This is a genomic window from Phaeobacter sp. JH20_29, from assembly GCF_048056175.1.
Lineage (GTDB): Bacteria > Pseudomonadota > Alphaproteobacteria > Rhodobacterales > Rhodobacteraceae > Phaeobacter > Phaeobacter bryozoorum.
On the sequence record NZ_JAYMWO010000006.1, the window covers coordinates 115,917 to 139,396 of the forward strand.

Genomic DNA, 23,480 nt, shown 5'->3' on the forward strand with positions numbered 1-23,480 from the left:
AGGTTATCCCTTCCTGATCTTGCTCTCGCCCCCTTCTGTTTCGGGGGTGTTCGAACCAGGCGCCAGTTCAAGGTCAATCTCCCAGAGTTCCAATGCACGGCGGTATTTGCGGGCAGGCATGATATCGGTCAGCAACAGATCCAGCAGTTCCGGTTGCGGACCGCGATGCGGCGCAGTGCCTTCGAATTTCGGGTGCGCGACCACCAGCATGGTCCATTCGGCAACCTGCGCCACCACAGCTGCCAGCTGTGCTTCTGTCGCACTTTGGTAAAGCGCGCCGTGTTTGGCAGAAAACGCATCTGCCGACAACACCGCCACATCCAGCGCGAACTCCTGGACCTGCTGTTCAGCGACATGTCCAAATGTACCGCGTTCGTTGCTCTGTATTTCGCCGCCGAGGAAATGCACCCTGTTGCCGTTATGATTGGCCAGCGTCTGCGCCACACCAATGGAATTCGTGACCACCGTCAGACCGGCGCGGCTACGCAGCGCCTTGGCGACAAAAGCGGTGGTGGAGCCGACATCGAGAAAAACCGCCATCCCGTCGGTAACGTGGTCCAGTGCCCTGGCAGCGATGCTTTGCTTTTCCGCCGTATATTTCGAGATCCGTCGGAAGAAACTATCCGCCGCATCTGGTCCCGCTAGGTAGGCGCCTCCGTGCACTCGCTGCACTAGTCCCTGTTTCGCAAGCGCCTTGATGGTCCGACGCACGGTTTCCTCCGACACCTTCAGAACCTTGGCCAGCTCGCCGCTGCGTGCCGATCCGCCCAGCCGACGCAAGGCCTCCAGCAGCTCCAGTTCGCGGTGCGAGATTTTCTGGTCTTCGGGCAATAGGCAGCCTTGGTAAGGAGTGAGATTTCGCTGGAGAGTGAACCACAGGGATGCCGAAAAAATCAAACATAAAAACACAAAATTCCACACAAACGGTCAAGTTCAATAATGTGATGGCAGGGAAACCCTTTGCCATACTCGTGATTTCAGGCTTATCTGGCCGCAATTGCGGCAAGGAAATTCCACATGAGCCAAGCTTCAGACCAGCGCAGGAATGTCCTGTTTATCCTGATCGATCAGATGCGGGCGGATTGCCTGTTTGGAGCCCTGGCCGAGCACGTAGCGCTGCCAAACCTGCGCGCCTTGATGGCGGATGCCGTTACTTTCCAGAGGAACTATACGGTCGTGAATCCCTGCGGACCGTCGCGGGCCTCGATCCTGACTGGCCAGTATGCGATGAACCACCGATCCGTTCGCAACGGGACACCGCTCCGGCATGACACACCAAACCTCGCGTCTGAGATGCGCAAGGCGGGTTATCTGCCGATGCTGTTTGGCTATACCGACACCTCGCATGACCCGCGCATCTACCACCCCGGCGACCCGGCGATGCAGACCTACGAATACCCGATGGCCGGTTTCCACGAGATGCTGGAAATGCGGATGGAGATGTCGCATCCATGGCGCGCGCATCTGCTGAACAAGGGCTATACCTTCGATCGCTACTGGGACATCTACAAACCGGTATCGCCAACCGGGGGCGCTCCTAGACTGAACGACCCCGCTGTGTACCGGGCCGAGGATAGCGATACCGCCTTTCTCACCGATCGGTTTCTGGCGACAATGCCTGGCTACCGCGATCAGAACTGGTTCGCACATCTCACCTATATCCGCCCGCATCCGCCGCTGGTCGCGCCTGCGCCTTACAACCGGATGTACGATCCCGCCAGCCTGCCGCTGCCGCAGCGCCTCGACACTGTAGAGGACGAACGCGCGGTCCATCCGTTTTTCGACCCGACCACCCGCGCTGCGTCTCCCGCCTCCTTTGTCGAGGGTTTTCCGGATCTGGACCCCAGCGACCCGGTAATCCAGACCCTGCGGGCGATCTACCTAGGCCTCGCCAGCGAGGTCGACGCTCATATTGGCCGGGTCATGCAATATCTGCAGGACAGCGACCAATTGGAGAATACACTTGTCGTGCTCAGCGCCGATCATGGGGAAATGCTGGGTGACCGGCACAGCTGGGGCAAATTCTCTGTCTATGATGCCGCCTATCATACCCCGTTGATCATTCGCCAACCGGGCAACGCCATACGCGCCGGAGCGGTCGTGCAAGACATCACGGAGTCGATCGACCTGGCCCCGACTATTCTCGACTGGGTCGGTCAGGCGGTCCCCAACTCAATGGATGGGCGGTCTTTGCTCCCACTGGTTTCCGGGGAAACACCAGACGACTGGCGCAGCTACAGCTATTCGGAACTGGACTTTGGCGAGCCAGAACGCCCCAGTATCTGGCAACACCATCTGGGAACCGATGCTAGCAATTCCTGCCTCGCTATTCTACGGGACGCGCGGTTTACATTGGTTGAATTTGCCGCTGACCTGCCGCCACTGCTGTTTGACCACACCGCCGAGGGCGAAAGGGTCAATGTCGCGGAACACCCCGAGCACCAGGGCGATCTGGCCCGTCTCACCCGCCAAATGCTGCGGCACCGGATGCGCAACATGGACCACACCCTGTCTCTCGACACCATTACGCCGCATGGGCCGCGCAGGCAGGCCCGCCACAGGCCAACGAATACCCCCGGTGTCCAGCATGGCTGACCTGCGAAGCACCCTCGGCGATCTGTTTGCCGCCGCCATCGCCCGAGCCGACCCTGCCATGGCCTTGGCGGAAAGCTTGCGACAGCATCCCCCACCCCTGCCGCGCCCCGGCGGACGCCTGATCCTTATCGCACTGGGGAAGGCCGCCGTTCCCATGATGCGACAGGCCATGCGGATGCTCCCGCCATCCGACAGGGCGGTCGCCGTCACCAACCCGGAGAACCTTGCCGAGATCCCCGGAGCCAGTGTCCTGGCCGGTGACCATCCGGTGCCCAATGACATGAGCCTCGCGGCTGGCGCCGTCCTGCGTCAGGCCGTCGGCGACCTGACTGCCAATGACAGTGTGGTGGCGCTGATTTCCGGTGGTGGTTCTGCCCTCGCCGTGGCGCCGGCTGCAGGGCTTACACTTGCCCATAAAACCGCAGTCACCGATCTCCTTTTGGGAGCCGGACTGGACATCATGCAGATGAATCTGATCCGTCAGCAACTCTCTGAGCTGAAGGGAGGTGGCCTCCTGCGCTCCGCCTACCCCGCACCGGTCTGCAGCTATATTCTGTCGGATGTGATCGGTGATGATCTGCGCGCGATAGCCTCGGGTCCGACGGTGGCACCGCTGGGATCGCGCACCATGGCGCGCGACTGTCTTGTAGCGCATGACCTTTGGGCCTCGCTTCCGGGCGCTGTTCATGCCCATTTGTCAGCACAGGATGACCCTGCACAAACCCTCCTTGATACAGGGTCCGTCATTGCACATCTGATCGGGTCCAACCGTCACAGCCTGATCGCCATGAAGGAACTGGCCGCACGCAAGGGCTGGTCTGCCGATATCGTTGATGATGCCCTGACCGGAGATGTGGAGGCCGCCGCGGCACGGATTATCTCCGCAGCCCAGGCACGGGTTTCAAACCACCCGGTCGCGCTGATCTTCGGCGGGGAAACAACGGTAAACCTGACCGGAACTGGCCGCGGTGGACGCAATCAGGAACTGGCGCTCCATGTGGCGCGCTTAGGCCGCCAAACGCTGAGCGGAAGCTGGGCTTTCCTGTCAGCGGGCACCGATGGGCGGGACGGTCCGACGGATGCGGCAGGAGGCATTGTCGATGGGGGCACGTGGCAGCGCATTCTGGACAAGGGGGGCGACCCGATGGCCTTGCTCAGGAACAACGACAGCAACCGGGCGCTCAGATTTGCGGATGATCTGTTTGTAACCGGCGGAACCGGCACCAATGTGGCGGATATTCAGATCATGCTTTTGCCCGCCCGTTAGGGACACCTGTTGCGGCTACTCTTCCAGCTGGTGCAGTTCGTTCAGCAGATCCAGAAGCGCCTCGTAACGCTCATTCCCCATCTGCGCGCGGGTCCGTTCGATCACGGCGAGACTGGCCTGCAAGTTGTCGTCAATCACCTGTTCGCCCGCTTCGGTAATACTGACAATCTGGCGGCGGCGATCCATCTGATCCTTTGCCCGTTGGATCAGCCCCTTATCCTCCAGCTTCTGCAGGATGCGGGTCAAGCTTGGAAGCAGCAGGCACGCGCGCTCGGAAATCTGCGTCGGATCAATGTCACCTGTTTCCTGAACGACCCGCAACACGCGCCATTGCTGTTCGGTCAGCCCCGCGTCGCTCAGCAACGCGCGAATAGGGCCCATCACGCGCTCACGCGCGCGCAGCAGGGCAATGGGCAAGGATCGGTCTGTGCTTGGTAACTGCTTGGTCATGCCAGATTATCGCTGTCTAGGGGCGCAAAGGCAAATCCTCAGTACCCGGTGTGACTAGCACTTACGCTGCTGGGCAATCCAAATCGACCGGGTCTATACCTGTATTGGCGGAATGACGCTGAGCGGATCTCTGACATCGGATACGATCGAGCATGTGGACAGGTATTAATGCACATGTTAATTATATGCTCATCTAAGGTAGCCGGATACTAAGCCCAAGGACGACACGATGAACTGGAATGATTTTTCTCACTGGGGCCGCAAGGTTGCGGACTGGGCACAGGACTATCACCTGACCGTCGGCGACCGCCCGGTGCGAGCGCAGACGGCTCCCGGCGAGGTGCTGAGCGCCCTGCCCCAAACCCCGCCCGAGGATGGCGAGGGGATGGAGGTGATCTTCCGCGATTTCGAAGACATCGTGATGCCCGGCATCACTCATTGGCAGCACCCGCGCTTCTTTGCCTATTTCACCTCCAACGCCGCCGCGCCCTCGGTGCTGGCGGAGTTCCTCGCCTCCGCCATCGCTCCGCAATGCATGCTGTGGCAGACCTCGCCGGCGGCAACTGAGATGGAAACGCGGATGATGGACTGGCTGCGCCAGGCGCTGGACCTGCCGGACCAGTTCCAGGGCGTCATTCAGGACTCGGCCTCCTCCGCCACCCTCGCCGCCGTGCTGACCATGCGGGAAAAGGCGCTGAAATGGCAGGGCAACCAGCAGGGCCTGTTCGCCCAAAAGCCACTCCGGATTTACTGTTCATCTGAAGTCCACACCTCCATCGACCGCGCCATCTGGGTCGCAGGCATCGGCCAGCAGAACCTGATCCGCATCCCCATCAAGGGCGACTGGCGCGGGATGGACCCGGACGCGCTGGAGGCGGCGATCCAATCCGACCTCGCCGCGGGTCACCAGCCAGCGGGCGTCATTCTCTGCGTGGGCGGCACCGGCGTTGGCGCCACCGATCCGGTGGATCAGGTGCTGAACGTCGCCGAAAAATACGGCCTTTACACCCATGTGGACGCCGCTTGGGCCGGCTCCGCCATGATCTGCCCGGAATACCGCCACTACTGGCCCGGCGTCGAACGCGCCGACAGCATCGTCTTCAACCCGCACAAATGGCTGGGCGTGCAGTTCGACTGCTCCGCCCATTTTGTGAGGAACCCGGACGATCTGGTGCAAACCCTCGCCATCAGTCCGGAATACCTCAAGACCCACGGCCATGACGGCATCATCAACTATTCCGAATGGTCGGTTCCGCTGGGCCGCCGGTTCCGGGCCCTGAAAATCTGGTTCCTGATCCGCACCTACGGGCTGGAGGGTCTGCGCCAGCGCCTGCGCAACCACATCATCTGGTCCAACCAGCTGCACGATAAGCTCAAGTTAGAGCCTGATTTCGAGATTGTGACACCACCAATGTGGTCGCTTTGGTCGTTCCGCTATGCCCCGCAGGGCGCTAAAGATCTGGATGAGCTCAATCTACAACTGGTGAACGCGATCAATGACGATGGTCGTATCTATCTGACCCAGACCCGCGTCGACGGCGCGCTGGTTATCCGGTTCCAGGCTGGCCAGTTTGAGACAACCGAAGCTGATGTTATGCTGGCCCATGAGGTTATTACCGAGATTGCGCGCGCCCTGAAAGCCCGGTGACCAGAACAAACCCGCGCCACCCGACCCAAACAGGAGATTTGCCAATGCCCGCCACCACAAACACCTTCAAACAGGCTCTATCGCGGGGCGATCGCCAGATTGGGTGCTGGATGAGCTTTGGTGAGGGTGCCGTAGCCGAAGTAATGGGAACCTGTGGCTTCGATTGGCTGGTGATCGACGGTGAACATGCGCCAAACGACATCCGGTCCATTCGTGATCAGCTGATGGCTCTGGCTGCCTCCAAGAGTCATCCCGTCGTGCGCGTTCCGGTTGGAGAGACATGGATTATCAAACAGGTTCTAGACGCCGGTGCGCAAACGGTCCTGATACCTATCGTCGAAACTGCCGAACAGGCCAGAGAGCTGGTCCGAGCCTGCCACTATCCGCCCACCGGCACCCGTGGCGTGGGCGCAACTGCGGCGCGGGCGTCGATGTTCGGCTCTGTCAGCGACTATACTCGAACCGCCGATCAGGAAATCTGCCTCCTGTTGCAGGTCGAAAACCGTAAAGGCATCGAAAATCTCGACGACATTCTGGAGGTCGAAGGTGTCGACGGGATTTTTATAGGACCTGCCGACCTGTCCACTGACATGGGACATCAGGGCAACTCCGCCCACCCGGAGGTCAGAGCAGTGATCGCCGATGCCATGACCCGGATCAAGGCTGCCGGAAGGGCGCCTGGCATTCTGGGCACTGCCCCCGAGGCGACACAGGCCTATCTGGATATGGGCGCGCAGTTCCTTGCAGTTGGGATTGACGTGATGGTCTTGGCCAATAACGCCCGCGCCCTCGCCACTGAATGGTCTGCGAAATAGACGCCGAACGCCACGTTCACAAAATGAGACCAAAAAATACGTATTTCCGCGCAATTGACCGGTTTGACACCCCGCCGCTAGCCTGCCACCACAGGAGCGAGACCGCGCCAAACATCTTGGCGCGCCACGAGGGAGCTACAGGATGAAACGCACATTTGCTGCGGGGATGGTCTCCGCACTGACGCTGACCTCTGCGCTGGCCACCGCCGCCTTTGCAGATATCAAAATCGCCCATGTCTACGGCAAGACTGGCCCGTTCGAGGCCTATGCGAAACAATCCCATGACGGGCTGATGCTGGGTCTGGAATATGCCACCGGCGGCACTATGGAAATCAACGGCGAAAAGATCGTCGTGATCGAAAAGGACACCCAGCTCAAGCCTGAGAATGGCAAGGCACTTCTGGAAGAAGCCTACGGCGACGACGAGGTGGATTTGGCCATCGGGCCGGTCAGCTCCGGCGTTGCGCTGGCGATGCTGCCGGTTGCCGAAGAATACGAAAAACTGCTGATCGTGGAGCCGGCGGTTGCCGATTCCATCACGGGCGCGAATTGGAACCGTTACATTTTCCGCACCTCACGCAATTCCTCGCAGGATGCGGTGGCCAGCGCCATCGCCCTGGCCGGTGAAAATGTGCATATCGCGACGCTGGCACAGGACTATGCCTTTGGCCGCGACGGTATCGCAGCCTTCCGCGAAGCCCTAGCCGCTCAGGGCCACCAAATAGTCCATGAGGAATTCGCCCCAACCGACACCACCGACTTTACCGCTGCGGGCGAACGCATTTTCAACGCGATGAAAGATCTCGAGGGCGAGAAGAAGCTTTTCATCATCTGGGCCGGTGGTGGCAATCCATGGGCCAAGATCAACGCAATGGATCCCGGTCGTTTCGGGATCGAATTTGCCGGCGTTGGAAACATCCTCGCCGCCCTGAAAGGGTTCAAGGATTTCGCAGGTATGGAAGGTGGCACGTATTACTACTACGAACTGCCTGACAATCCGGTGAACGATTGGCTGGTGAAGACCCATTTTGAACGGTTCGACAGCCCGCCCGATTTCTTCACCGCAGGCGGAATGGCCGCTGGCATCGCCGCCGTGGAAGCGATCAAGAAGGCCGGATCCACCGACACCGAGGCGTTGATTGCGGCGATGGAAGGCATGGAATGGCAAACCCCGAAGGGCACCATGAAATTCCGGGCCGAGGATCATCAGGCGCTGCAATCCATGTATCACTTCAAACTGCGTGTCGACGACGATGTCGAATGGGCGATCCCGGAACTGGTTCGCGAGCTGAGCATCGACGATCTGCCGATTCCGATCCGCAACTGATCACACAACGCGACCGGGTCCGGGGCGACCGCCACCGGGCCCGGCACGTCGCACAGGATTGCGCGGCCCGCCGCGATCACCCGGCCACCGCCCCCGTTTCAGATGGATGCACCCATGCCCGCCCCTCTACTGTCCACCAGCGATCTCACCGTACGCTTTGGCGGGCATGTGGCCGTCGATGCAGTGACTTGTGACTTTCATCCGGGCGAACTCACGGCCATTGTCGGCCCCAATGGCGCCGGGAAGACCACTTATTTCAACCTGATTTCAGGACAGATTCCCGCCAGCGCCGGTCGCGTCACGCTGATGGGGCGGGATATCAGCACGCAGTCCGTATCAGCCCGCACCAAAGCAGGCATCGGTCGCGCATTCCAGATGACCAATCTGTTTCCCGACCTTACTGTGCTGGAAAACGTCCGGCTGGTAGTGCAGGCCAAGGCTGCGCGCGGCTTCAATCTTTGGTCGATGGTCACAGGCCACACCGATCTGATTGATCAGGCCGAAAGCATTCTCGCCCAGGTCCGCCTGCTGGACGAGCGTCAGCAGATGGTTTCGGAGCTGTCCCATGGCAATCAGCGCAAGCTGGAAGTCGCTCTGCTGATCGCGCTCGATCCTCTTGTCTATATGTTTGACGAGCCGACAGCCGGGATGAGCGTGGACGAAGCGCCGGTCGTGCTCGATCTCATCGCGGATCTGAAAAGCCAGACCGACCGCACCATCTTGTTGGTCGAGCATAAGATGGATGTGATCCGAACCCTAGCCGACCGCATTATCGTTCTTCACAATGGCGCGCTGGCTGCCGATGGCCTTCCGACGGAGGTGATGGCCTCCGACGTGGTGCAGGAGGCCTATATGGGCCGTGGGCTAGAGGGGATCCTGGATCATGTCTGACTTCGACCGGACCGCCCCCCCTCCTCTTCTGCGGATTGAGGAGATCCATACCAAGATCGCCCAGTACCATATTCTTCAGGGGGTCGACCTCGATGTTCCGCGCGGCGGTGTCACCATGCTGCTGGGGCGCAACGGTGTCGGCAAAACAACGACCCTACGCAGCATTATCGGCCATTGGCGAACCCATCGTGGCCGCATCCTGTTCGATGGAGCCGACATCACCCAGACGCCCACCGCCAGCATTGCACGCGCGGGCATCGGCTTCGTCCCCGAGGATATGGGGATCTTTGCCGATCTGACTGTTGAAGAAAACATGGTCCTCGCCGCGGTTTCCGGCCCGATTGATACGGCGCGGCTCGACTGGATCTTTCAGGCCTTTCCGCCGCTGAAGACCTTTTGGAAATCCGAAGCCGGAAATCTCTCCGGCGGGCAAAAACAGATGCTGTCAATTGCCCGCGCCATGATCGAAGAACGCAAGCTATACCTGATCGACGAACCGACAAAAGGCCTGGCCCCGGCGATCATCTCCACCATGGCACGCGCGATCAAGGACCTGAAAGATCAGGGTGCATCGATCCTGATGGTCGAACAGAATTTTGCAGTCGCCAAGGCGCTTGGCGACACCGCCAGCGTTATGGACGACGGCCGTGTCATCTGGTCAGGCGCAATGGCTGAATTGGCACGCGACACCGCTCTGCAGGAGCGGCTGATGGGCCTCAGCATGGAGGCGCATTGAACATGCCCGATGTTCACGACAGACCCCGCCATTGCCTTATCCGGCAGGAGATCAACAGATGACCGCTGCCCCCGAACACGCGCCAACGATGGCTCAATCGTCGCTCCGCGACCGACTGGCCCCCTACGCACCGCTGCTGCTGGTTCCACTGTTGGCTATCGCCGGTTTTATCGCCGTGCAGAACCCTGCAAGCTGGATGACCCTGACGGTTTCCGGGCTGGCCATGGGAATGATGATCTTCCTCATGGCCTCCGGGCTGACGCTTGTTTTCGGGCTGATGGATGTCATCAACTTCGGCCATGGCGCCTTCGTTTCTGTTGGAGCCTTCATCGGAATTTCGGTTTTGCTGACACTGGGCCAGCTGACCAATGCGCCGTCGCTGGCATTGAACCTGCTGGCCATTCTCGCCGCCGTTCTCGCCGCAATGGCGGCGACCGCCCTCATGGGCTGGGCATTCGAACGGGTGATCGTCAAACCCGTCTATGGCAATCATCTGAGCCAGATCCTGGTCACCATGGGTGGGCTGATCATTGCCGAACAGCTGATCATCGTCCTTTGGGGGCCGGAAGAAATCTACTTCACACGTCCCGAGGCGCTGAAGGGGGCGCTGACCCTCGGCGACGCCGCTATCGAGAAGTACCGTCTTGTTACCGTCGCCGTCGGCCTTGCGGTCTTTGCTGCCATGCGCTTCGTGCTGCGCCGGACCAAGATCGGGTTGATCGTGCGCGCAGGCGTACAGAATGGCGAGATGGTCGCCGCGCTCGGATATCGCCTGCGCCTCGTCTTCGTCGGCGTGTTCATCGCAGGTTCAGCCCTTGCGGGCCTGGGAGGTGTGATGTGGGGCCTCTATCAGGAAGTTATCACCGCCCATATGGGCAATCAGGCGATGATCCTGATCTTCATTGTGGTGATCATCGGCGGTCTCGGATCGGTTGAAGGCTGCTTCATCGGTGCGCTGCTGGTCGGGCTGTTGCAGAACTATGTCGCCTTCGTAGAGCCGAAACTGGCCCTTGTTTCCAATATCGCCCTGATGGTCGCAATCCTGATGTGGCGCCCGATGGGCATGATCCCGGTGGTAAAGGCAAAATGATGCACATCCTTCTGTCTGGCGACCTGCCCCGCTCTCGCATTCTGGCCCTGTTGCTGGCTGTCATTCTGATTTGCCTTGCCTTCGCACCCTTCCTGTTTCCGGGCGTGCGGACAGTGGATACGGCTGCACGCATCTGCATATTCGTGGTGCTGGTGGCGAGCTATGATCTGCTGCTGGGCTACGGCGGCATCGTCAGCTTTGCCCACACGATGTTCTTTGGCATGGGCGCCTATGGTGTGGCACTGGCCTCCACCCACATGGGGCGCGGATTCGATGCGCTTCTGGTCGGCTCTCTCACCGGTGCTGGTCTCGCCGCTGGGCTGGCGCTGTTGATTGGCCTGTTTTCATTGCGGGTGCGGGCCATCTTTTTTGCGATGATCACGCTTGCGGTTGCCTCCGCCGTTGCCGTCCTTGTCAGCCAGCTCTCTGGTCTGACCGGCGGCGAAGATGGTCTGACGTTCAAGACCCCGCGCGAGTTGGGACCTGCGTTCAAATTTGGCACGGAGCTGTTTGGCGGTGAACTGTTCGGCGTCAAACTCAACGGACGACTGCTCACCTACTACCTGATTTTCGCAGGCAGCGCGCTGCTGTTTCTGGCCCTGCTGCGCGTCGTGAATTCACCGTTCGGTCGCGTTTTGCAGGCCGTCCGCGAGAACGATTTCCGCGCGGAGGCGATCGGCTACCGCGTTGTTTACTACCGCGTCACGGCCACCTGTCTCTCGGCGGCGATTGCCGCGCTGTCCGGCTCTCTCTATGCGATCTGGCTACGTTACGTGGGACCAGACACCACCCTGTCGATGACCATCATGATTGATATCCTGCTGATGGTCGTCATCGGTGGTATGGGCACGATCTACGGTGCGGCGGTTGGCGCGACCGTTTTTGTACTTGCGCAGAATTACCTGCAAAACCTGATGGGCGTGCTTTCCGGCATGACCGAAGGGTTGCCGTTGCTGCCCGAACTCCTGAGCCCGGACAGGTGGCTATTGTGGCTGGGTGTCCTTTTCATTCTTAGCGTCTACTTCTTCCCTAGCGGCGTGGTGGGCCGCCTGCGCGGGCAACGCTAGCGCCGAGACCGGCAGGCGGCAGGGCTAGCGCAGAATTTGATCTTCAGGCCAGCTCAGCTCTGTCTCGATCTGGATCACTTCACGCGCGCCCTGAGCGATCTCCATGTCCCAGGCCAATATCCCGCGCTGTTTCTCGACGTTTTCTTCCGTCGGCGCAGGGCGCGCAGACCAGCGTATCTTAAGGTCGTCCTGCTGGGAGTATGGAACACGGTCAAGAACCCGCAAAGGCCAGGGCTGGTCAGTCAGGTTCTCGATCTCGATCTCAACCCGGCTAAACTGTTCCGCATTGCGCGAAATCAGCCCCTGTTCACCTTCGCTCTGATCCAGAACATCGCGGCGCAGGGTTAGCCCCTTGATCGGCCCAAACCCGATGTCTGCCTCTGCCCCAGGTGCCAGGCCCGGAAAATCTGCAACGGCGACCAGCTTCCCGTCCACAAAATGCGCAGCCTCCGTCGCAGGCAGCAACTGCTCGCCAAATTCGTTTGCGAAACGCACCACGCGATAAGCGACCTCATTGCGCAGTGGCACCGCCTGTGCCCTCAACTCGGCGCTTGCGGTGACACTGTCCATTTCTAGCCGCAACGCATCCACACCCGAGGCGATGGAGACCGGCTCACCAAACCCATAGACAGCCGCAACGCCGCCCGTGTCGACGCTCCATTGCGGAAGTAGCTCATCAACCAACACAGCCGCTTCGATTATCGGTTCGTTGGCAAGCTGCAATTCCATATCAGATGACAGCCGCTGCTTAGGCGTTGGGACAGGCATCGGTTTCTCGATCCGACGCAGCTGTGGGAACAGGCGCGATGGCGCTGATTGCCCCAGCGGTTCCGCCGTCGACAGCGTCAGCGCAATATCCTGCCAGCTCTCGCCCGTATCCTGCGCCAGCATCACGCTGCGCGCCAGAGTCAGCTCCGCCACATCACCTGTCGCAAGATGCAGCTCATAATGGGGAGACCACCCTATATGTCCCGCTCCAGCTGTCAGATAGGTGAGTGTAACCTCGGCACCCCCAGCCTCCGCAACGTCGACTTCCACCTCAATGAAGAGCCGGTCCTCATCCTCCAGCGCGATGGCTGCGAGTGCTGCGTGGGCCTCCTTCAATTCGTCCTGGAGTGCTGTTAGAGCTTGTTCCTTGGCGCGGGCCTCGGCCTCTGCATCAATAATCTCACGATGGCTTGCAGTAGCCCGGTTTGAGATCATCACCGCGATATCCGCCAGCGCTGAGGCATCCGCCCCCGCCAGACCATCATTACCGCCAAGTTGTTCAAGGAATTGGATTGAGCTCTGCGCGGCTCGGGCCGTGGCTCGGGCACGTTCGGCTTCATCCGACACGGCTGCGATCTGTTCTTCGATCTGACGGATACGTGCCTCAGCAGCGTCAATCTCAGGTGTCGCCACGTCCTGAGGGGGCACGGACTCCTGTCGCATTAGGGTGCTAATACGGCGCCCGCCCGCGATCTGCACCTGCAGGCTGGCGGTCTGCGCGCTTTGTGGCACGTTTTGCAGGATCAGCTGGTGCCGCCCGACAGGCAGGTCCACCGCCGCGGTGCGGGTGATTTGGGCAAGCCCCGGATAAAGCGTTACCGCGGAAACCTGGCTAGAAACAGAGAACACATCCGCAACTGCGGATGTGGCAATGCTGATTGTGCCGGTGGTAGCCGCAAGAATGGCAAAAACTGAATGAACAGGTCGCATGATATCTCTCGATTGATCAAATCGCGGACAAGCGGCCCGCCTGTGATCAAATCTACGTATCGTTGCGAGATGTTACCAGCCGTTGCATCCCATCATGACGCACACTGCCAGTGCTTGCTCAGGCTTGGCTTATGTTGTCCGGCAATGGAGCCCCGAATCGCGCCTCCAGCTCTTTCCCAGGAAACCCAAGAAACCGGCAGGTACAGATTTCGACGTGGCTATGCGCATCGCGAAGACGGGTCCGCCCGTCACTGCGCTCCAGATAAAATCCTTTGCTGCGCAGAGCCCGGATCAGATCCAGCCAGTTCTTTGCTGTGCGAAAGCTCTCGCTCAGAACCATCCGCAGCTGCGCCGCCATTTCGGCATCTAGGCGCGAACCGTTGCGTGCCGTGGCCCAAGCCGTTTCCCCCGAGCTGATTACAGTCTCATGTGTCTGCGCCTGCGTCGGCGTTTTTCCCATCATGGTCTTACCCCCAAGTTACCTTCATCCAACTCCCATCAGACTAGTGGGATAAAGGCTGGCAAGAACAGTTGTACAAACGGTAAAGGGGCCGTCTCTTTCGAGACAGCCCCCTCTCTGAATGGATAGGTTTTTAACCTTTTTTCAGAACTTCACGCCCCAGAAGCTCTGCGATCTGGACGGCGTTCAGGGCAGCGCCCTTGCGCAGGTTGTCGCTGACGCACCACAGGTTGATGCCGTTATCAATGGTCGAGTCCTGGCGGATCCGGCTGATAAAGGTTGCGAAGTCGCCGACGCATTCGACCGGCGTCACATAGCCGCCGTCTTCGCGCTTATCGATCACCATAATGCCCGGCGCTTCGCGCAGAATATCGCGGGCTTCATCTTCGTCCAGGAAGTCTTCGAACTCGATGTTGATGGATTCGGAGTGGCCGACAAAGACCGGCACGCGGACGCATGTCGCCGTGACCTTGATCGACGGATCGACGATCTTCTTGGTCTCCGCAACCATCTTCCACTCTTCCTTGGTGGAACCATCATCAAGAAAGACGTCGATATGCGGGATCACGTTGAAAGCGATCTGCTTGGTATAGACAGAGGGCGGAACATCCTGTGTCGGATTGTAGACTGCTTTGGTCTGATCCCACAGCTCATCAATCGCTTCCTTGCCGGAGCCGGAAACCGACTGATAGGTGGAGACCACAACGCGCTTGATCTTGGCGCGATCATGCAGCGGCTTCAACGCGACAACCATCTGTGCGGTCGAGCAGTTGGGGTTCGCGATGATGTTCTTTTTGGCATAGCCATGCACCGCCTGCGGGTTCACCTCAGGAACAATCAGCGGCACATCGTGATCATAACGATAAAGCGACGAGTTATCGATAACCACGCAACCGGCGCCAGCGGCCTTTGGCGCGTATTTCTTGGTCGCGTCGGACCCGATGGCAAACAGCGCCATATCCCAGCCGCTGAAATCAAAGGTGTCGAGATCTTGGGTCTTCAGTGTTTTGTCGCCGAATGTGACTTCGGTGCCGAGGGATTTGCGGCTCGCCAGAACTGCAATCTCATCCACAGGAAACTGGCGTTCAGCCAGAATGTTCAGCATTTCACGGCCCACGTTGCCCGTGGCGCCCGCGATAACGACGCGATAACCCATTTTGTGTCTCCAATTGTGTCCGGCCTCGTGACCGGCTGCGGTGTCTTATCGGGAAAGCCCGCGCGAGGAAAGGCTAGATCAATCTAAGCTGTCTCGGCTGAGCAGATATATTGCGCATCCGGCCAGCAAAAAGGCGAGCAGGAAACCGAAAATGGCCAAATAGGGCAAGGAAAGGTCCGCACCGGACGTTTCCGCATGCAGGCGCCCACTGGCAAACTGCATGATTCCCACCCCGCCGATGCCAAAGAAGTTGAGCATGGTCACACCGCGACCCACCAGATGCGGCGGCACAAAGGCACGCCCCTGCGCCAGGATCACCGGAAACGCAGCGCCAAAGAAGCCAACGGCCGCCATCAGCGCCACCACTAGCGGCACGGGACCATCCACCCACAGCATCAAGGCCCCCAGCGCGACACAGGCAAGCAGATTGCCGCCAAGCACGACCCCCTTGCGGGTTCCCAGCAGCCGGTCCATCGGACCATAGGCAAAGGTGCCAAGGATCATCGCGACCCCCATCACCAGGCTGGCCAACCCGACCGCCTCCCGCCCCAGTCCAAAAACATCGCTCAGATAGGGTCCGATCCACAGCCCCCGCAAGGCCGCAGAGGGGGCGTAGGCCACGAACATCATGATGAATATCGGCCAGAGGACCGGCAGGCGCAGAATATCGAGAACAGACCCTTTGGCCCCCTCGCCCGCCTCGACCCGCGCCGGATCCTTTACCGTCAGCGCGATGCCCAGTGCGACTGCGGTAGAGATCCCTGCAAGCCCGAACAGCGTGCCCCGCCATCCCAAGACCTCAACCGCCAGCGCCGTTGGATAGGACGCGACCAGATTGCCCAGCGAGCCCACCCCGAGCATCACGGCCGCCAGTGTCGCAAAACGGCGTGGCGGATATTCGCGTGCGAATATGTAATAAGACGCCATGAGCACGGGAGAACAGCCGATCCCGATCAGGACCATCGCAAGGCTGATATGTGAGGGCTGAGCCGCCAGCGCAAAGACCAGCGTCCCGCCGCCACCGCCAAGCAGCAGCAGTGCCGCAGCGGTCCGGCTTGGTCCGACACGATCCAGCGCCCAGCCGACCGGCAGTTGCATCGCCGCAAAGGTCAGGAACCAGAGCCCTGAGGCAAAGGCGAGATCCTCGGGAGTGGCTCCCAGATCGTTTTGCAAGGCGGAGCTGAGCACCGCCAGGAATGCGCGAAAAAACTGACTGAGCACGTAGCCCAGACATAATATGACCAGCCCGGCCTGCATGTTGGTCCCCCCCGGAATGAGATGTCTGCCCCGGCAAACAGCCAAGACCAGCAATCGTAATTCGTCCACAGTGGCGATTTCGCACCAATTCACAAGAGTGCGAAACCACTTAGCCGTGATTGGTCGTGTGCTGCTGTCGCGCTAGGCTATGGTGTCAACAGGATGAACGGATCGCAGATGACACAGGATGGTTTCTACCAAAGCCTAGCGCCCAGCCGCGACTTTGCCGGTCTGACCCGTTCTGGTGCCTTTACGCCGCTGCCGAGGGACTGGATGGTCGGCTGCTGCGATATCGTCAATTCCACTGATCTGATCGCGACCGGGCGCTACAAGACGGTAAACACCATCGGCGCCTCGGCGATTGCCGCGATGATCAACGCCCTAGGAGGCACGCCGTTTCCCTATGTCTTTGGCGGCGACGGCGCCTCCTTTGCAGTGGCCCCTGAACACGCCGATATCGCGCGCGACACGCTGGCGCGGCTGCGCAGCTGGACCAGCGCGGAATTCGACATCGAGCTGCGCGCCGCATTGCTGCCGGTGTCCTGGATCAGAGCCGAAGGCCTGGATGTCGCCGTTGCCCGCTATGCCGTCTCAGACGCGGCCGACTACGCAATGTTTGCCGGTGGTGGCCTCAACTGGGCGGAACGGCAGATGAAGCTGGGAGGTTTCGAAGTGCCCCCCGCACCGCTGCCCGATCCGCCGGATCTGACAGGCCTGTCCTGCCGCTGGAATACGATACCGGCTCGCAACGGGATGATCCTCTCGGTCGTGGTGCAACCCCATAGTCGGGCCTCAGCCAGGGATTTTGCCAAAATCGCCAGCGATGTTCTCGCAGTTGCAGACAAGTTGCAGCGCCATGGTCATCCGGTGCCGGAGGGCGGGCCAAGCTTCAGCTTCCCCCCGCCGGGTCTGACGCTGGAGGCAAAGATGTCACGCGGGAAAACCGCGTTGATTTTGCGAAAGCTGCAGTTGTTTGTTCAGACTGTCTTTGCGGCCTATGCGCTCACCCGCAAGCGTCCGATTGGTGGCTTTGATGCCCAGCATTACCGCAGAATGCTCGTCGCCAACGCGGATTTTCGAAAATTCGACGATGGCCTGAAACTGACACTCGACTGTCCGGCAGAGGTGCGCGACGAGATCACGCATATCCTGGAGAAAGCCGCGGCAGCAGGGCAGGTGCGCTATGGCGTGCATGAGCAGGACGAAGCGCTGGTAACCTGCATCGTACCGTCGGCGATGCGCGACGATCACGTCCATTTCATCGACGGGGCCGCGGGCGGCTATACGCAAGCAGCGCTGAGAATGGCCGCCGCTTCAAATCCGGCGGCGGCCTGAGGTCTGATTGGGACCGTTTTGCGTTGGCGAGATGCCCCCGATCAGACCGGCTGGAACTTGCCGCTGCGCGGCTCATAACACTCCAGACCACCCTCGCCGATATCGGTCCAAAGGCCATGCAGGCTCAATGTTCCATCCCGCACGGCGCTATCAATGAAGGGGAAGGTCATCAGGTTTTCGAGCGATGCAACCACCGCCTGCCGTTCAAACTGACGCGCCTGCGCGTCGGTATCCTCGATATCTTCGACCAGCGGAAACTTCGGCTTCAGGATATCCATCCAACGCCCGACAAAGCTCTCCTTGGCATCCAGCGCTGGTGCATGGCCTTTGCACATGTCGATACATCCCTGCACACCACCGCATTGTGAATGCCCCAACACAATCAGATGTGCCACCTTCAGAACGGTGACTGCGTATTCAACGGTCGCGCTGGTGCCATGGTGATCGCCGTCAGGCTGATAAGGCGGCACCAGATTCGCAATATTGCGGTGAATGAAGAACTCGCCCTGATCGGCACCGAAAATCGAGGTGACATGAACCCGACTGTCGCAGCAGGAAATAACCATCGCGCGCGGGCGCTGCCCTTCGCTGGCGAGCCGCCGGTACCAGCCTTGATTTTCGCTATAGGTCGTGGCTTTCCACCCATGATAGCGCGTCACCAGATAGCTCGGCAGGGGTTTGGCAAATTGCATGTGTCGTTCCTCGATTGACCTCTGGCAGGTCTGTTACCAAGGATTGTTAGCAAATTCGAGAGATTTGGTCATCCGGCTGGAAACCTTTTGACAACTTCTAAGGCGCAAGTTTGGCCCGTGCCGTGGGGGCATGAATAAATTGGGGTTTAATGTGGTGGCTCAAATACTCACTGTAGTACACAAAGAAAATGTGCGCCTAGACTCCGACAAACTGTCGGATCTCTATACGCAACTCGGCGAAGCCGGGGCCGAAGATGTGGTTTGTCGCGCGATCGAGGAACTCGCCGTGCGGCTGTCTCATTGCGAACGTCTCTGGCGCCAGAACGATTTGCCAAACCTACGCAAAAGTGCGCGTTCCCTGATCGCTATCGCCGATCAGATTGGCATGACAGCAATGGCACGGGTTGCCCGTGACGTGACCGGCGCGATCGACATAAACGATTTTGCAGCAGTTTCGGCGACCCTGTTCCGGCTGATGCGGATCGGCGAGCGATCCCTGACCGCTGTATGGGAGCAACAGGACCTTTCGGTCTGACAAGTGATCCTGGGGGGACACTTGCTCGGATATATCTGACAGCGGATCTGCCGCCGATGGAGCCGGTCTTCAACTGTCAGACCAAGGCTTGATGCCAACCAAATGGCAATTTCGTAGCGACGCAGGTTATGCGTCCGGGCTCTTAGCGGGGCCCTTATTGGCGTTGCGCCTGCGGCCGTGGCGGATGCAACCTGTTGAAACCACATGTTGACCGACAATCAGCAGGGCTTGCAGACGGCGCTGTGACAGATACTCTGACGATGAAATCGCCCCCCGGTCCCGGAGTATCCTGTCATGCCCTCTGCCAAGCCATCCGCCATCAGCCGCCTTGCGCGTCCGGCCTTCGCCGACCCGGCGACGGCCAGCCTCGATCTGCATGTGCTGGATCAGGACAAGTGCGAAGACTGGCTTGCCAATGCGCCGAGCGAGACCAGTAACTGGGCCCGCACCAATGGGTTTCGTGGCGCCATCGGGCAGGTGCTCGTCATTCCGGATCGCGACGGTGCGCCCAGACAGGTGTTGGTGGGATACGGCACCGCCAAGGACCGCGCGAGGGGCAGGTTCATTCTGGCCGGCGCCCTCTCTGCGCTGCCCGGAGCAACCTATCGCCTGGTTGAAGGGATCGCCGAGGAGGATCGCCCGGCTGAGTGCCTAGGTTGGCTGCTCGCCCAATATAGGTTTGATCGGTATAAATCCGGGCGCGTCTCCGAAACCCATCTGATCGCACCCGAGGGAGTCGATGCAGCCCGGATCGAGGCCTGCGCGGCCGGGGAATATCTGACCCGCGACTTGATCAATACGCCCGCCTCTGACATGGGGCCGCAGGATTTGCAGGAGGCAACACAGGCGCTGGCGGATCGATATGGCGCCGCCCTCGACGTTGTCGCCGATGAAGATCTTCTGACGCAGAACTTTCCCATGATCCACACCGTTGGCCGCGCTTCGGATCGTCGTCCCCGCCTGCTGGATATGCGCTGGGGCAATACTGGCCCGAAGCTCACCCTTGTAGGCAAGGGCGTCTGTTTTGACACCGGCGGCCTCAATCTCAAACCCGGCAGCAGCATGGCCCTGATGAAAAAGGATATGGGAGGTGCCGCCAATGTCCTGGGGCTCGCAAAGATGATCATGGCGCTGCAATTGTCTTTGCAGCTCCGCGTCCTGATCCCAGCGGTTGAGAACAGCGTTTCGGCGAATGCCTTTCGCCCCGGTGATGTACTCACCGCGCGCAACGGTCTGACCGTCGAAATCAACAACACCGATGCCGAAGGTCGGCTGGTCCTGGCCGATGCCCTGTCCTACGCGGCGGAAGACGCCCCGGATCTGCTTATCTCCATGGCCACGCTGACGGGCGCGGCGCGTGTGGCGGTCGGTCCGGATCTGGCGCCGTTTTACACCGATAGCGATAGCGATGCCGATGCGCTCAGCGCGGCTGCCGCTGCCTCAGCCGATCCGGTCTGGAGGATGCCTTTTCACGCGCCCTATGAGGCCATGATTGAACCGCTGATCGCTGATCTGGACAACGCGCCAAGCGGCGGCTTTGCCGGATCCATCACCGCAGCTCTGTTCCTGCGCCGCTTTGCCGGCGGCAGCCGGTATATCCATTTCGACATCTATGGCTGGACGCCGACCGCCGCCCCGGCCCGACCAAAGGGCGGCGCATTGCAGGGCGCTCGGGCCCTGCTCGATGCGTTGCCAACCATGCTGAACCTCTGAGGCACCGGATGACCGATCCCCGCCGCACCCCGGCCAATGACCGCGTGATCGCTGCACATCTGGCGCAGCAATCGCCCGACCGCACGGCAGTGACAGGACAACCCGCCTGTATTCGTTTGCCCGTGGTAAACCTGTTACGGCGCCCGGACGGGCCGCGTGACCGTCAACTGTTGCTTGGCGCCGAGATCACGATCTACGAAGAGCGCGATGGATGGGCGTTCGTGCAGGCTGTGGCTGATGACTATGTCGGCTATGTTCCGGCCACAGCCCTCGCAACCGATGCCGCCCCCGCAACCCATCGGGTCTGCACACCGGCAACACATGCCTATAGCGCCGCAGATATGAAATCCGCCGACCTCTGCAGTCTCAGCCACGGCAGCAGGGTGAGCGTCCTAGCTTTCACAGATCGATTTGCGGAAACCAATCTGGGGTTCATCCCCGCGTCTCATCTGCGGCCGGTTTCAGTGCCCGAAACCGATCCGGTCGCGGTTGCACAGCTCTTTCTCGGCACGCCTTATCTGTGGGGCGGAAACAGCCGCTGGGGGATCGACTGCTCGGGTCTGGTCCAGGCGGCGATGCTGGCCTGCGGGGTCACCTGCCCCGGTGACAGCGACCAGCAGGAAAATGAACTTGGCCAGGACATATCGCTCGGCAACACAGCGGTTCCCAGTGATCTCAGACGCGGCGATCTCCTGTTCTGGAAGGGCCATGTCGCCCTGATGCAGGACCACGAAACCATGATCCATGCAAACGCCCATCATATGGCGGTTGCACTGGAGCCGGTGGCGGATGCGGTGGAGCGGATCATGGTGCAGGGCGATGGACCGATCACTCGTCACCGGCGCCCAGACCTCTGAAGCCGCTTCTTCGCGGCCCGGATCATCAGGCAGCGCCGCAACCGGCGGTCAGGTCACGGATCGGATGAGCTTGCGTTCGAGCACACGCAACACGGATCTGAGATCATGGCCGCGCTTCAGAATCTGCCCATCCATACCGACAACCGCATATTGCCCCTGCCTATTACGCAGCTTGGGACGTTTCTCGATACGGTAAAGAGGGTGCTCAGCGGTGCGCCGGAACACCGAGAAAACGGCCAGATCCCGAAGGGTCGAAATGCCGTAGTCCCGCCATTCCCCGGCTGCAACCATACGGCCATACAATGACAGGATCACCGAGAGTTCGGTCCGGTGAAAGGCAACCTGCTGCGGGCCGGAAAACGATGAGAAGGGCTGCACTTGGTCAAAGCTCATAATGACAGCGTTGCGCCAAACAGACAGTAAATCAAGCATTATTGCCACCTTGCGCCGCAGCTGGCGTCCTCAGGAAGGCGAAAGCTCGGGCAGAACAGAGCGTGTGTCCAGACCGATGGTCTGCTCAAAAGCCGCACGTCCAGGGGCGGTCAGCAGCAGCCCCCGTTTGACCGGCTGACGCTTGACCCAGCCCGAAGTCAGCGCGTGAGACAACAGCTGACGCCCCAATTCGCCCGAGATATGCAGGCGCCGCTCCGTCCAGTCCATGCAGGGCTTCGCAAAGGCTTGCCGTGAAGGCCGTGTCGGCAAGGTGACTCCCAGCCGGTCCCATTCTGCTGCCGGAATCACTTCGAACCCGCCGTTGCGCTCAACCAGAATTCCAAGATCGAGAAACCGCCGGGTCATCGCCACCGCCAATGGACCGGCAAAGTGGTCGTAGCAACTGCGCAATGGTGCCAGGACACCCGCCTTTCGCTGCTGCGCACGATGCAGATGATCCGACGGCGCAATCGCAGCCAGTTGCTCAAGGGTCTGTGCCACCTCGGCGCTGGCCAACCTGTGAAAAACGCAGCGCCCTCGCTTTTCAGCAACGACCAGGCCTGCGGATTGCAGCAGCTGCAAATGCGCTGTTGCTGTCGGCGCGGTGACACCTGCCGCCGCTGCCAGCTCCTTATTGGTGTAGGACCGACCGTCCAGCAGCTCGCATAACATACGGGTGCGGCTGGCATCGGAAAGCGCCTGGCCCAGAATATCAAATCGAGGAGTGCTCATGGTCAGACGATAACCCGCCGCCCGCAATTGCGCCTAGTACAAACGCTTCGACCATCGCCGAAGGGTTCTAGCCAGCCTGTCTATCCCATAATTAACCGGGATCTAACCTCAACCGCATAGTTTTTTCGCATCGCGCCTGATCAGGATCTGGAGCCAAGAGACCATGCAGCATGACCCCAAACAACGACGCCATCGACCTGACCCGGTTCAGACCCGAGCCGACGAACACTGGCGTGGTCTGGGGGGCCTCTGCCTTCTCATGGGCTGCGCGCTGCTGATCGCCTCACTTCTGCTGCTGGCCGGCAAGGTCGATGCCGATCCTCAACCGACCAACAAACACGTTGCCCAACGTATCGCTCTGATGGGTGGTCAAAAAACGGCCGTTCAGGATCTTGCAGCGATGACCCGCGACTACATCGCATTCGATCGCGGCGCCGCGCGCGCAGCCCGACGCGATCTGATCCGGTCGACGCGCCGCATCCCGCGCGAATTCCGCCAGGATGTCACCGATCTGTCATCCCATGCACGCGGCGGTATCTGGGCAAACTGGGCTGATTTCAAACGCCATGCGGAGTCTGCCGAACGCGCGGCACGCGCACTGAATACCCGCTCGGCGGCCGGGTTGAAACGCAGCCTGCCCCGCCTGCTATCCGCCTGTCACAACTGTCACCAGATCTACCGTGAGACACCGCGCGAATTCACCACTCACTGAGCTGCCCTAGCCGGT

The 23,480-nt window shown here is 60.3% G+C and carries 23 protein-coding genes; 14 read left to right on the plus strand and 9 right to left on the minus strand.

Translation table 11 applies throughout. From position 1 onward, the window contains the following. Window positions 1–3: 3 nt before the first annotated feature. On the minus strand, window positions 4–831 hold the full coding sequence (locus tag VWZ85_RS05520) for a DeoR/GlpR family DNA-binding transcription regulator (protein ID WP_416534535.1): 828 nt from the start codon (window positions 829–831) through the stop codon (window positions 4–6). Window positions 832–1,017: 186 nt separating this feature from the next. Here VWZ85_RS05520 and VWZ85_RS05525 point away from each other — a divergent pair, with 186 nt between their 5' ends. Continuing rightward, window positions 1,018–2,595, plus strand: coding sequence for a sulfatase-like hydrolase/transferase (locus VWZ85_RS05525; protein ID WP_416587342.1), 1,578 nt, complete (start codon window positions 1,018–1,020; stop codon window positions 2,593–2,595). Then, entirely contained in the window at window positions 2,588–3,862 is a 1,275-nt protein-coding gene (locus VWZ85_RS05530; protein ID WP_416587343.1) for a glycerate kinase type-2 family protein, read from the plus strand. Before VWZ85_RS05525 ends, VWZ85_RS05530 begins: the two co-directional genes overlap by 8 nt. 15 nt (window positions 3,863–3,877) lie before the next feature. On the opposite strand, the gene hpaR is transcribed toward VWZ85_RS05530, so the two are convergent. Next, a complete protein-coding gene (gene hpaR / locus VWZ85_RS05535; RefSeq protein WP_340546452.1) occupies window positions 3,878–4,312 on the minus strand; it encodes a homoprotocatechuate degradation operon regulator HpaR in 435 nt (144 codons plus the stop codon). Between the two features lie 229 nt (window positions 4,313–4,541). Here hpaR and VWZ85_RS05540 point away from each other — a divergent pair, with 229 nt between their 5' ends. The 7 genes from VWZ85_RS05540 to VWZ85_RS05570 all read left to right on the plus strand — a co-directional run bounded on the left by VWZ85_RS05540 (window position 4,542) and on the right by VWZ85_RS05570 (window position 11,886). Then, window positions 4,542–5,960: a pyridoxal phosphate-dependent decarboxylase family protein gene (locus VWZ85_RS05540; protein WP_416587344.1), complete on the plus strand. Its 1,419-nt coding sequence runs from the start codon at window positions 4,542–4,544 to the stop codon at window positions 5,958–5,960. Between the two features lie 44 nt (window positions 5,961–6,004). Next, window positions 6,005–6,775, plus strand: coding sequence for an HpcH/HpaI aldolase family protein (locus tag VWZ85_RS05545; protein WP_416534539.1), 771 nt, complete (start codon window positions 6,005–6,007; stop codon window positions 6,773–6,775). Between the two features lie 142 nt (window positions 6,776–6,917). Then, window positions 6,918–8,102, plus strand: coding sequence for a substrate-binding domain-containing protein (locus VWZ85_RS05550; RefSeq protein ID WP_340546449.1), 1,185 nt, complete (start codon window positions 6,918–6,920; stop codon window positions 8,100–8,102). A 114-nt stretch (window positions 8,103–8,216) separates the two neighbouring features. Next, window positions 8,217–8,993 carry an ABC transporter ATP-binding protein gene (locus tag VWZ85_RS05555; RefSeq protein ID WP_416538290.1) on the plus strand — a complete coding sequence of 259 codons (777 nt, stop codon included), beginning with the start codon at window positions 8,217–8,219 and terminating at the stop codon, window positions 8,991–8,993. After that, complete coding sequence (locus VWZ85_RS05560; protein ID WP_416587345.1) at window positions 8,986–9,729, plus strand: ABC transporter ATP-binding protein; 744 nt, start codon at window positions 8,986–8,988, stop codon at window positions 9,727–9,729. Before VWZ85_RS05555 ends, VWZ85_RS05560 begins: the two co-directional genes overlap by 8 nt. Window positions 9,730–9,787: 58 nt before the next feature. Further along, window positions 9,788–10,819 carry a branched-chain amino acid ABC transporter permease gene (locus VWZ85_RS05565; RefSeq protein WP_416534541.1) on the plus strand — a complete coding sequence of 344 codons (1,032 nt, stop codon included), beginning with the start codon at window positions 9,788–9,790 and terminating at the stop codon, window positions 10,817–10,819. Then, window positions 10,816–11,886 (plus strand): branched-chain amino acid ABC transporter permease, encoded by a 1,071-nt coding sequence (locus tag VWZ85_RS05570; protein WP_416587346.1) that lies wholly within the window; start codon window positions 10,816–10,818, stop codon window positions 11,884–11,886. Before VWZ85_RS05565 ends, VWZ85_RS05570 begins: the two co-directional genes overlap by 4 nt. Before the next feature lie 24 nt (window positions 11,887–11,910). Here VWZ85_RS05570 and VWZ85_RS05575 read toward each other — a convergent pair whose 3' ends face one another. From VWZ85_RS05575 to VWZ85_RS05590, 4 genes are all read right to left on the minus strand, one after another. Beyond that, window positions 11,911–13,584: a DUF4139 domain-containing protein gene (locus VWZ85_RS05575; RefSeq protein WP_416587347.1), complete on the minus strand. Its 1,674-nt coding sequence runs from the start codon at window positions 13,582–13,584 to the stop codon at window positions 11,911–11,913. Between the two features lie 118 nt (window positions 13,585–13,702). Beyond that, window positions 13,703–14,047, minus strand: coding sequence for a hypothetical protein (locus VWZ85_RS05580; protein WP_340546443.1), 345 nt, complete (start codon window positions 14,045–14,047; stop codon window positions 13,703–13,705). A 130-nt stretch (window positions 14,048–14,177) separates the two neighbouring features. Next, window positions 14,178–15,200, minus strand: coding sequence for an aspartate-semialdehyde dehydrogenase (locus VWZ85_RS05585; RefSeq protein ID WP_340546442.1), 1,023 nt, complete (start codon window positions 15,198–15,200; stop codon window positions 14,178–14,180). Between the two features lie 78 nt (window positions 15,201–15,278). After that, window positions 15,279–16,457 (minus strand): MFS transporter, encoded by a 1,179-nt coding sequence (locus tag VWZ85_RS05590; protein WP_340546441.1) that lies wholly within the window; start codon window positions 16,455–16,457, stop codon window positions 15,279–15,281. A gap of 177 nt (window positions 16,458–16,634) precedes the next feature. On the opposite strand from VWZ85_RS05590, the gene VWZ85_RS05595 reads away from it, so the two are divergent. After that, window positions 16,635–17,792 carry a DUF3095 domain-containing protein gene (locus VWZ85_RS05595; RefSeq protein WP_416538285.1) on the plus strand — a complete coding sequence of 386 codons (1,158 nt, stop codon included), beginning with the start codon at window positions 16,635–16,637 and terminating at the stop codon, window positions 17,790–17,792. Window positions 17,793–17,833: 41 nt separating this feature from the next. Here VWZ85_RS05595 and VWZ85_RS05600 read toward each other — a convergent pair whose 3' ends face one another. Further along, window positions 17,834–18,484, minus strand: coding sequence for a carbonic anhydrase (locus VWZ85_RS05600; protein WP_340546439.1), 651 nt, complete (start codon window positions 18,482–18,484; stop codon window positions 17,834–17,836). 130 nt (window positions 18,485–18,614) lie between these two features. On the opposite strand from VWZ85_RS05600, the gene VWZ85_RS05605 reads away from it, so the two are divergent. From VWZ85_RS05605 to VWZ85_RS05615, 3 genes are all read left to right on the plus strand, one after another. Next, window positions 18,615–19,019 carry a hypothetical protein gene (locus VWZ85_RS05605; protein WP_340546438.1) on the plus strand — a complete coding sequence of 135 codons (405 nt, stop codon included), beginning with the start codon at window positions 18,615–18,617 and terminating at the stop codon, window positions 19,017–19,019. 294 nt (window positions 19,020–19,313) lie between these two features. Beyond that, window positions 19,314–20,732 carry a leucyl aminopeptidase family protein gene (locus tag VWZ85_RS05610; protein ID WP_416587348.1) on the plus strand — a complete coding sequence of 473 codons (1,419 nt, stop codon included), beginning with the start codon at window positions 19,314–19,316 and terminating at the stop codon, window positions 20,730–20,732. An 8-nt stretch (window positions 20,733–20,740) separates the two neighbouring features. Beyond that, window positions 20,741–21,589 (plus strand): C40 family peptidase, encoded by an 849-nt coding sequence (locus tag VWZ85_RS05615; RefSeq protein ID WP_416587349.1) that lies wholly within the window; start codon window positions 20,741–20,743, stop codon window positions 21,587–21,589. Window positions 21,590–21,637: 48 nt separating this feature from the next. On the opposite strand, the gene VWZ85_RS05620 is transcribed toward VWZ85_RS05615, so the two are convergent. Both VWZ85_RS05620 and VWZ85_RS05625 read right to left on the minus strand, forming a co-directional pair. Beyond that, window positions 21,638–21,982 (minus strand): DUF2794 domain-containing protein, encoded by a 345-nt coding sequence (locus tag VWZ85_RS05620; protein WP_416544541.1) that lies wholly within the window; start codon window positions 21,980–21,982, stop codon window positions 21,638–21,640. A gap of 69 nt (window positions 21,983–22,051) precedes the next feature. After that, on the minus strand, window positions 22,052–22,753 hold the full coding sequence (locus VWZ85_RS05625; protein WP_340546434.1) for an ArsR/SmtB family transcription factor: 702 nt from the start codon (window positions 22,751–22,753) through the stop codon (window positions 22,052–22,054). 163 nt (window positions 22,754–22,916) lie between these two features. Between VWZ85_RS05625 and VWZ85_RS05630 the strand changes: the two genes are divergently transcribed. Then, the gene (locus tag VWZ85_RS05630) at window positions 22,917–23,465 is read left to right on the plus strand and encodes a cytochrome c (RefSeq protein ID WP_416587350.1); all 549 of its coding nucleotides are present in this window, start codon (window positions 22,917–22,919) and stop codon (window positions 23,463–23,465) included. Window positions 23,466–23,480 lie beyond the last annotated feature (15 nt).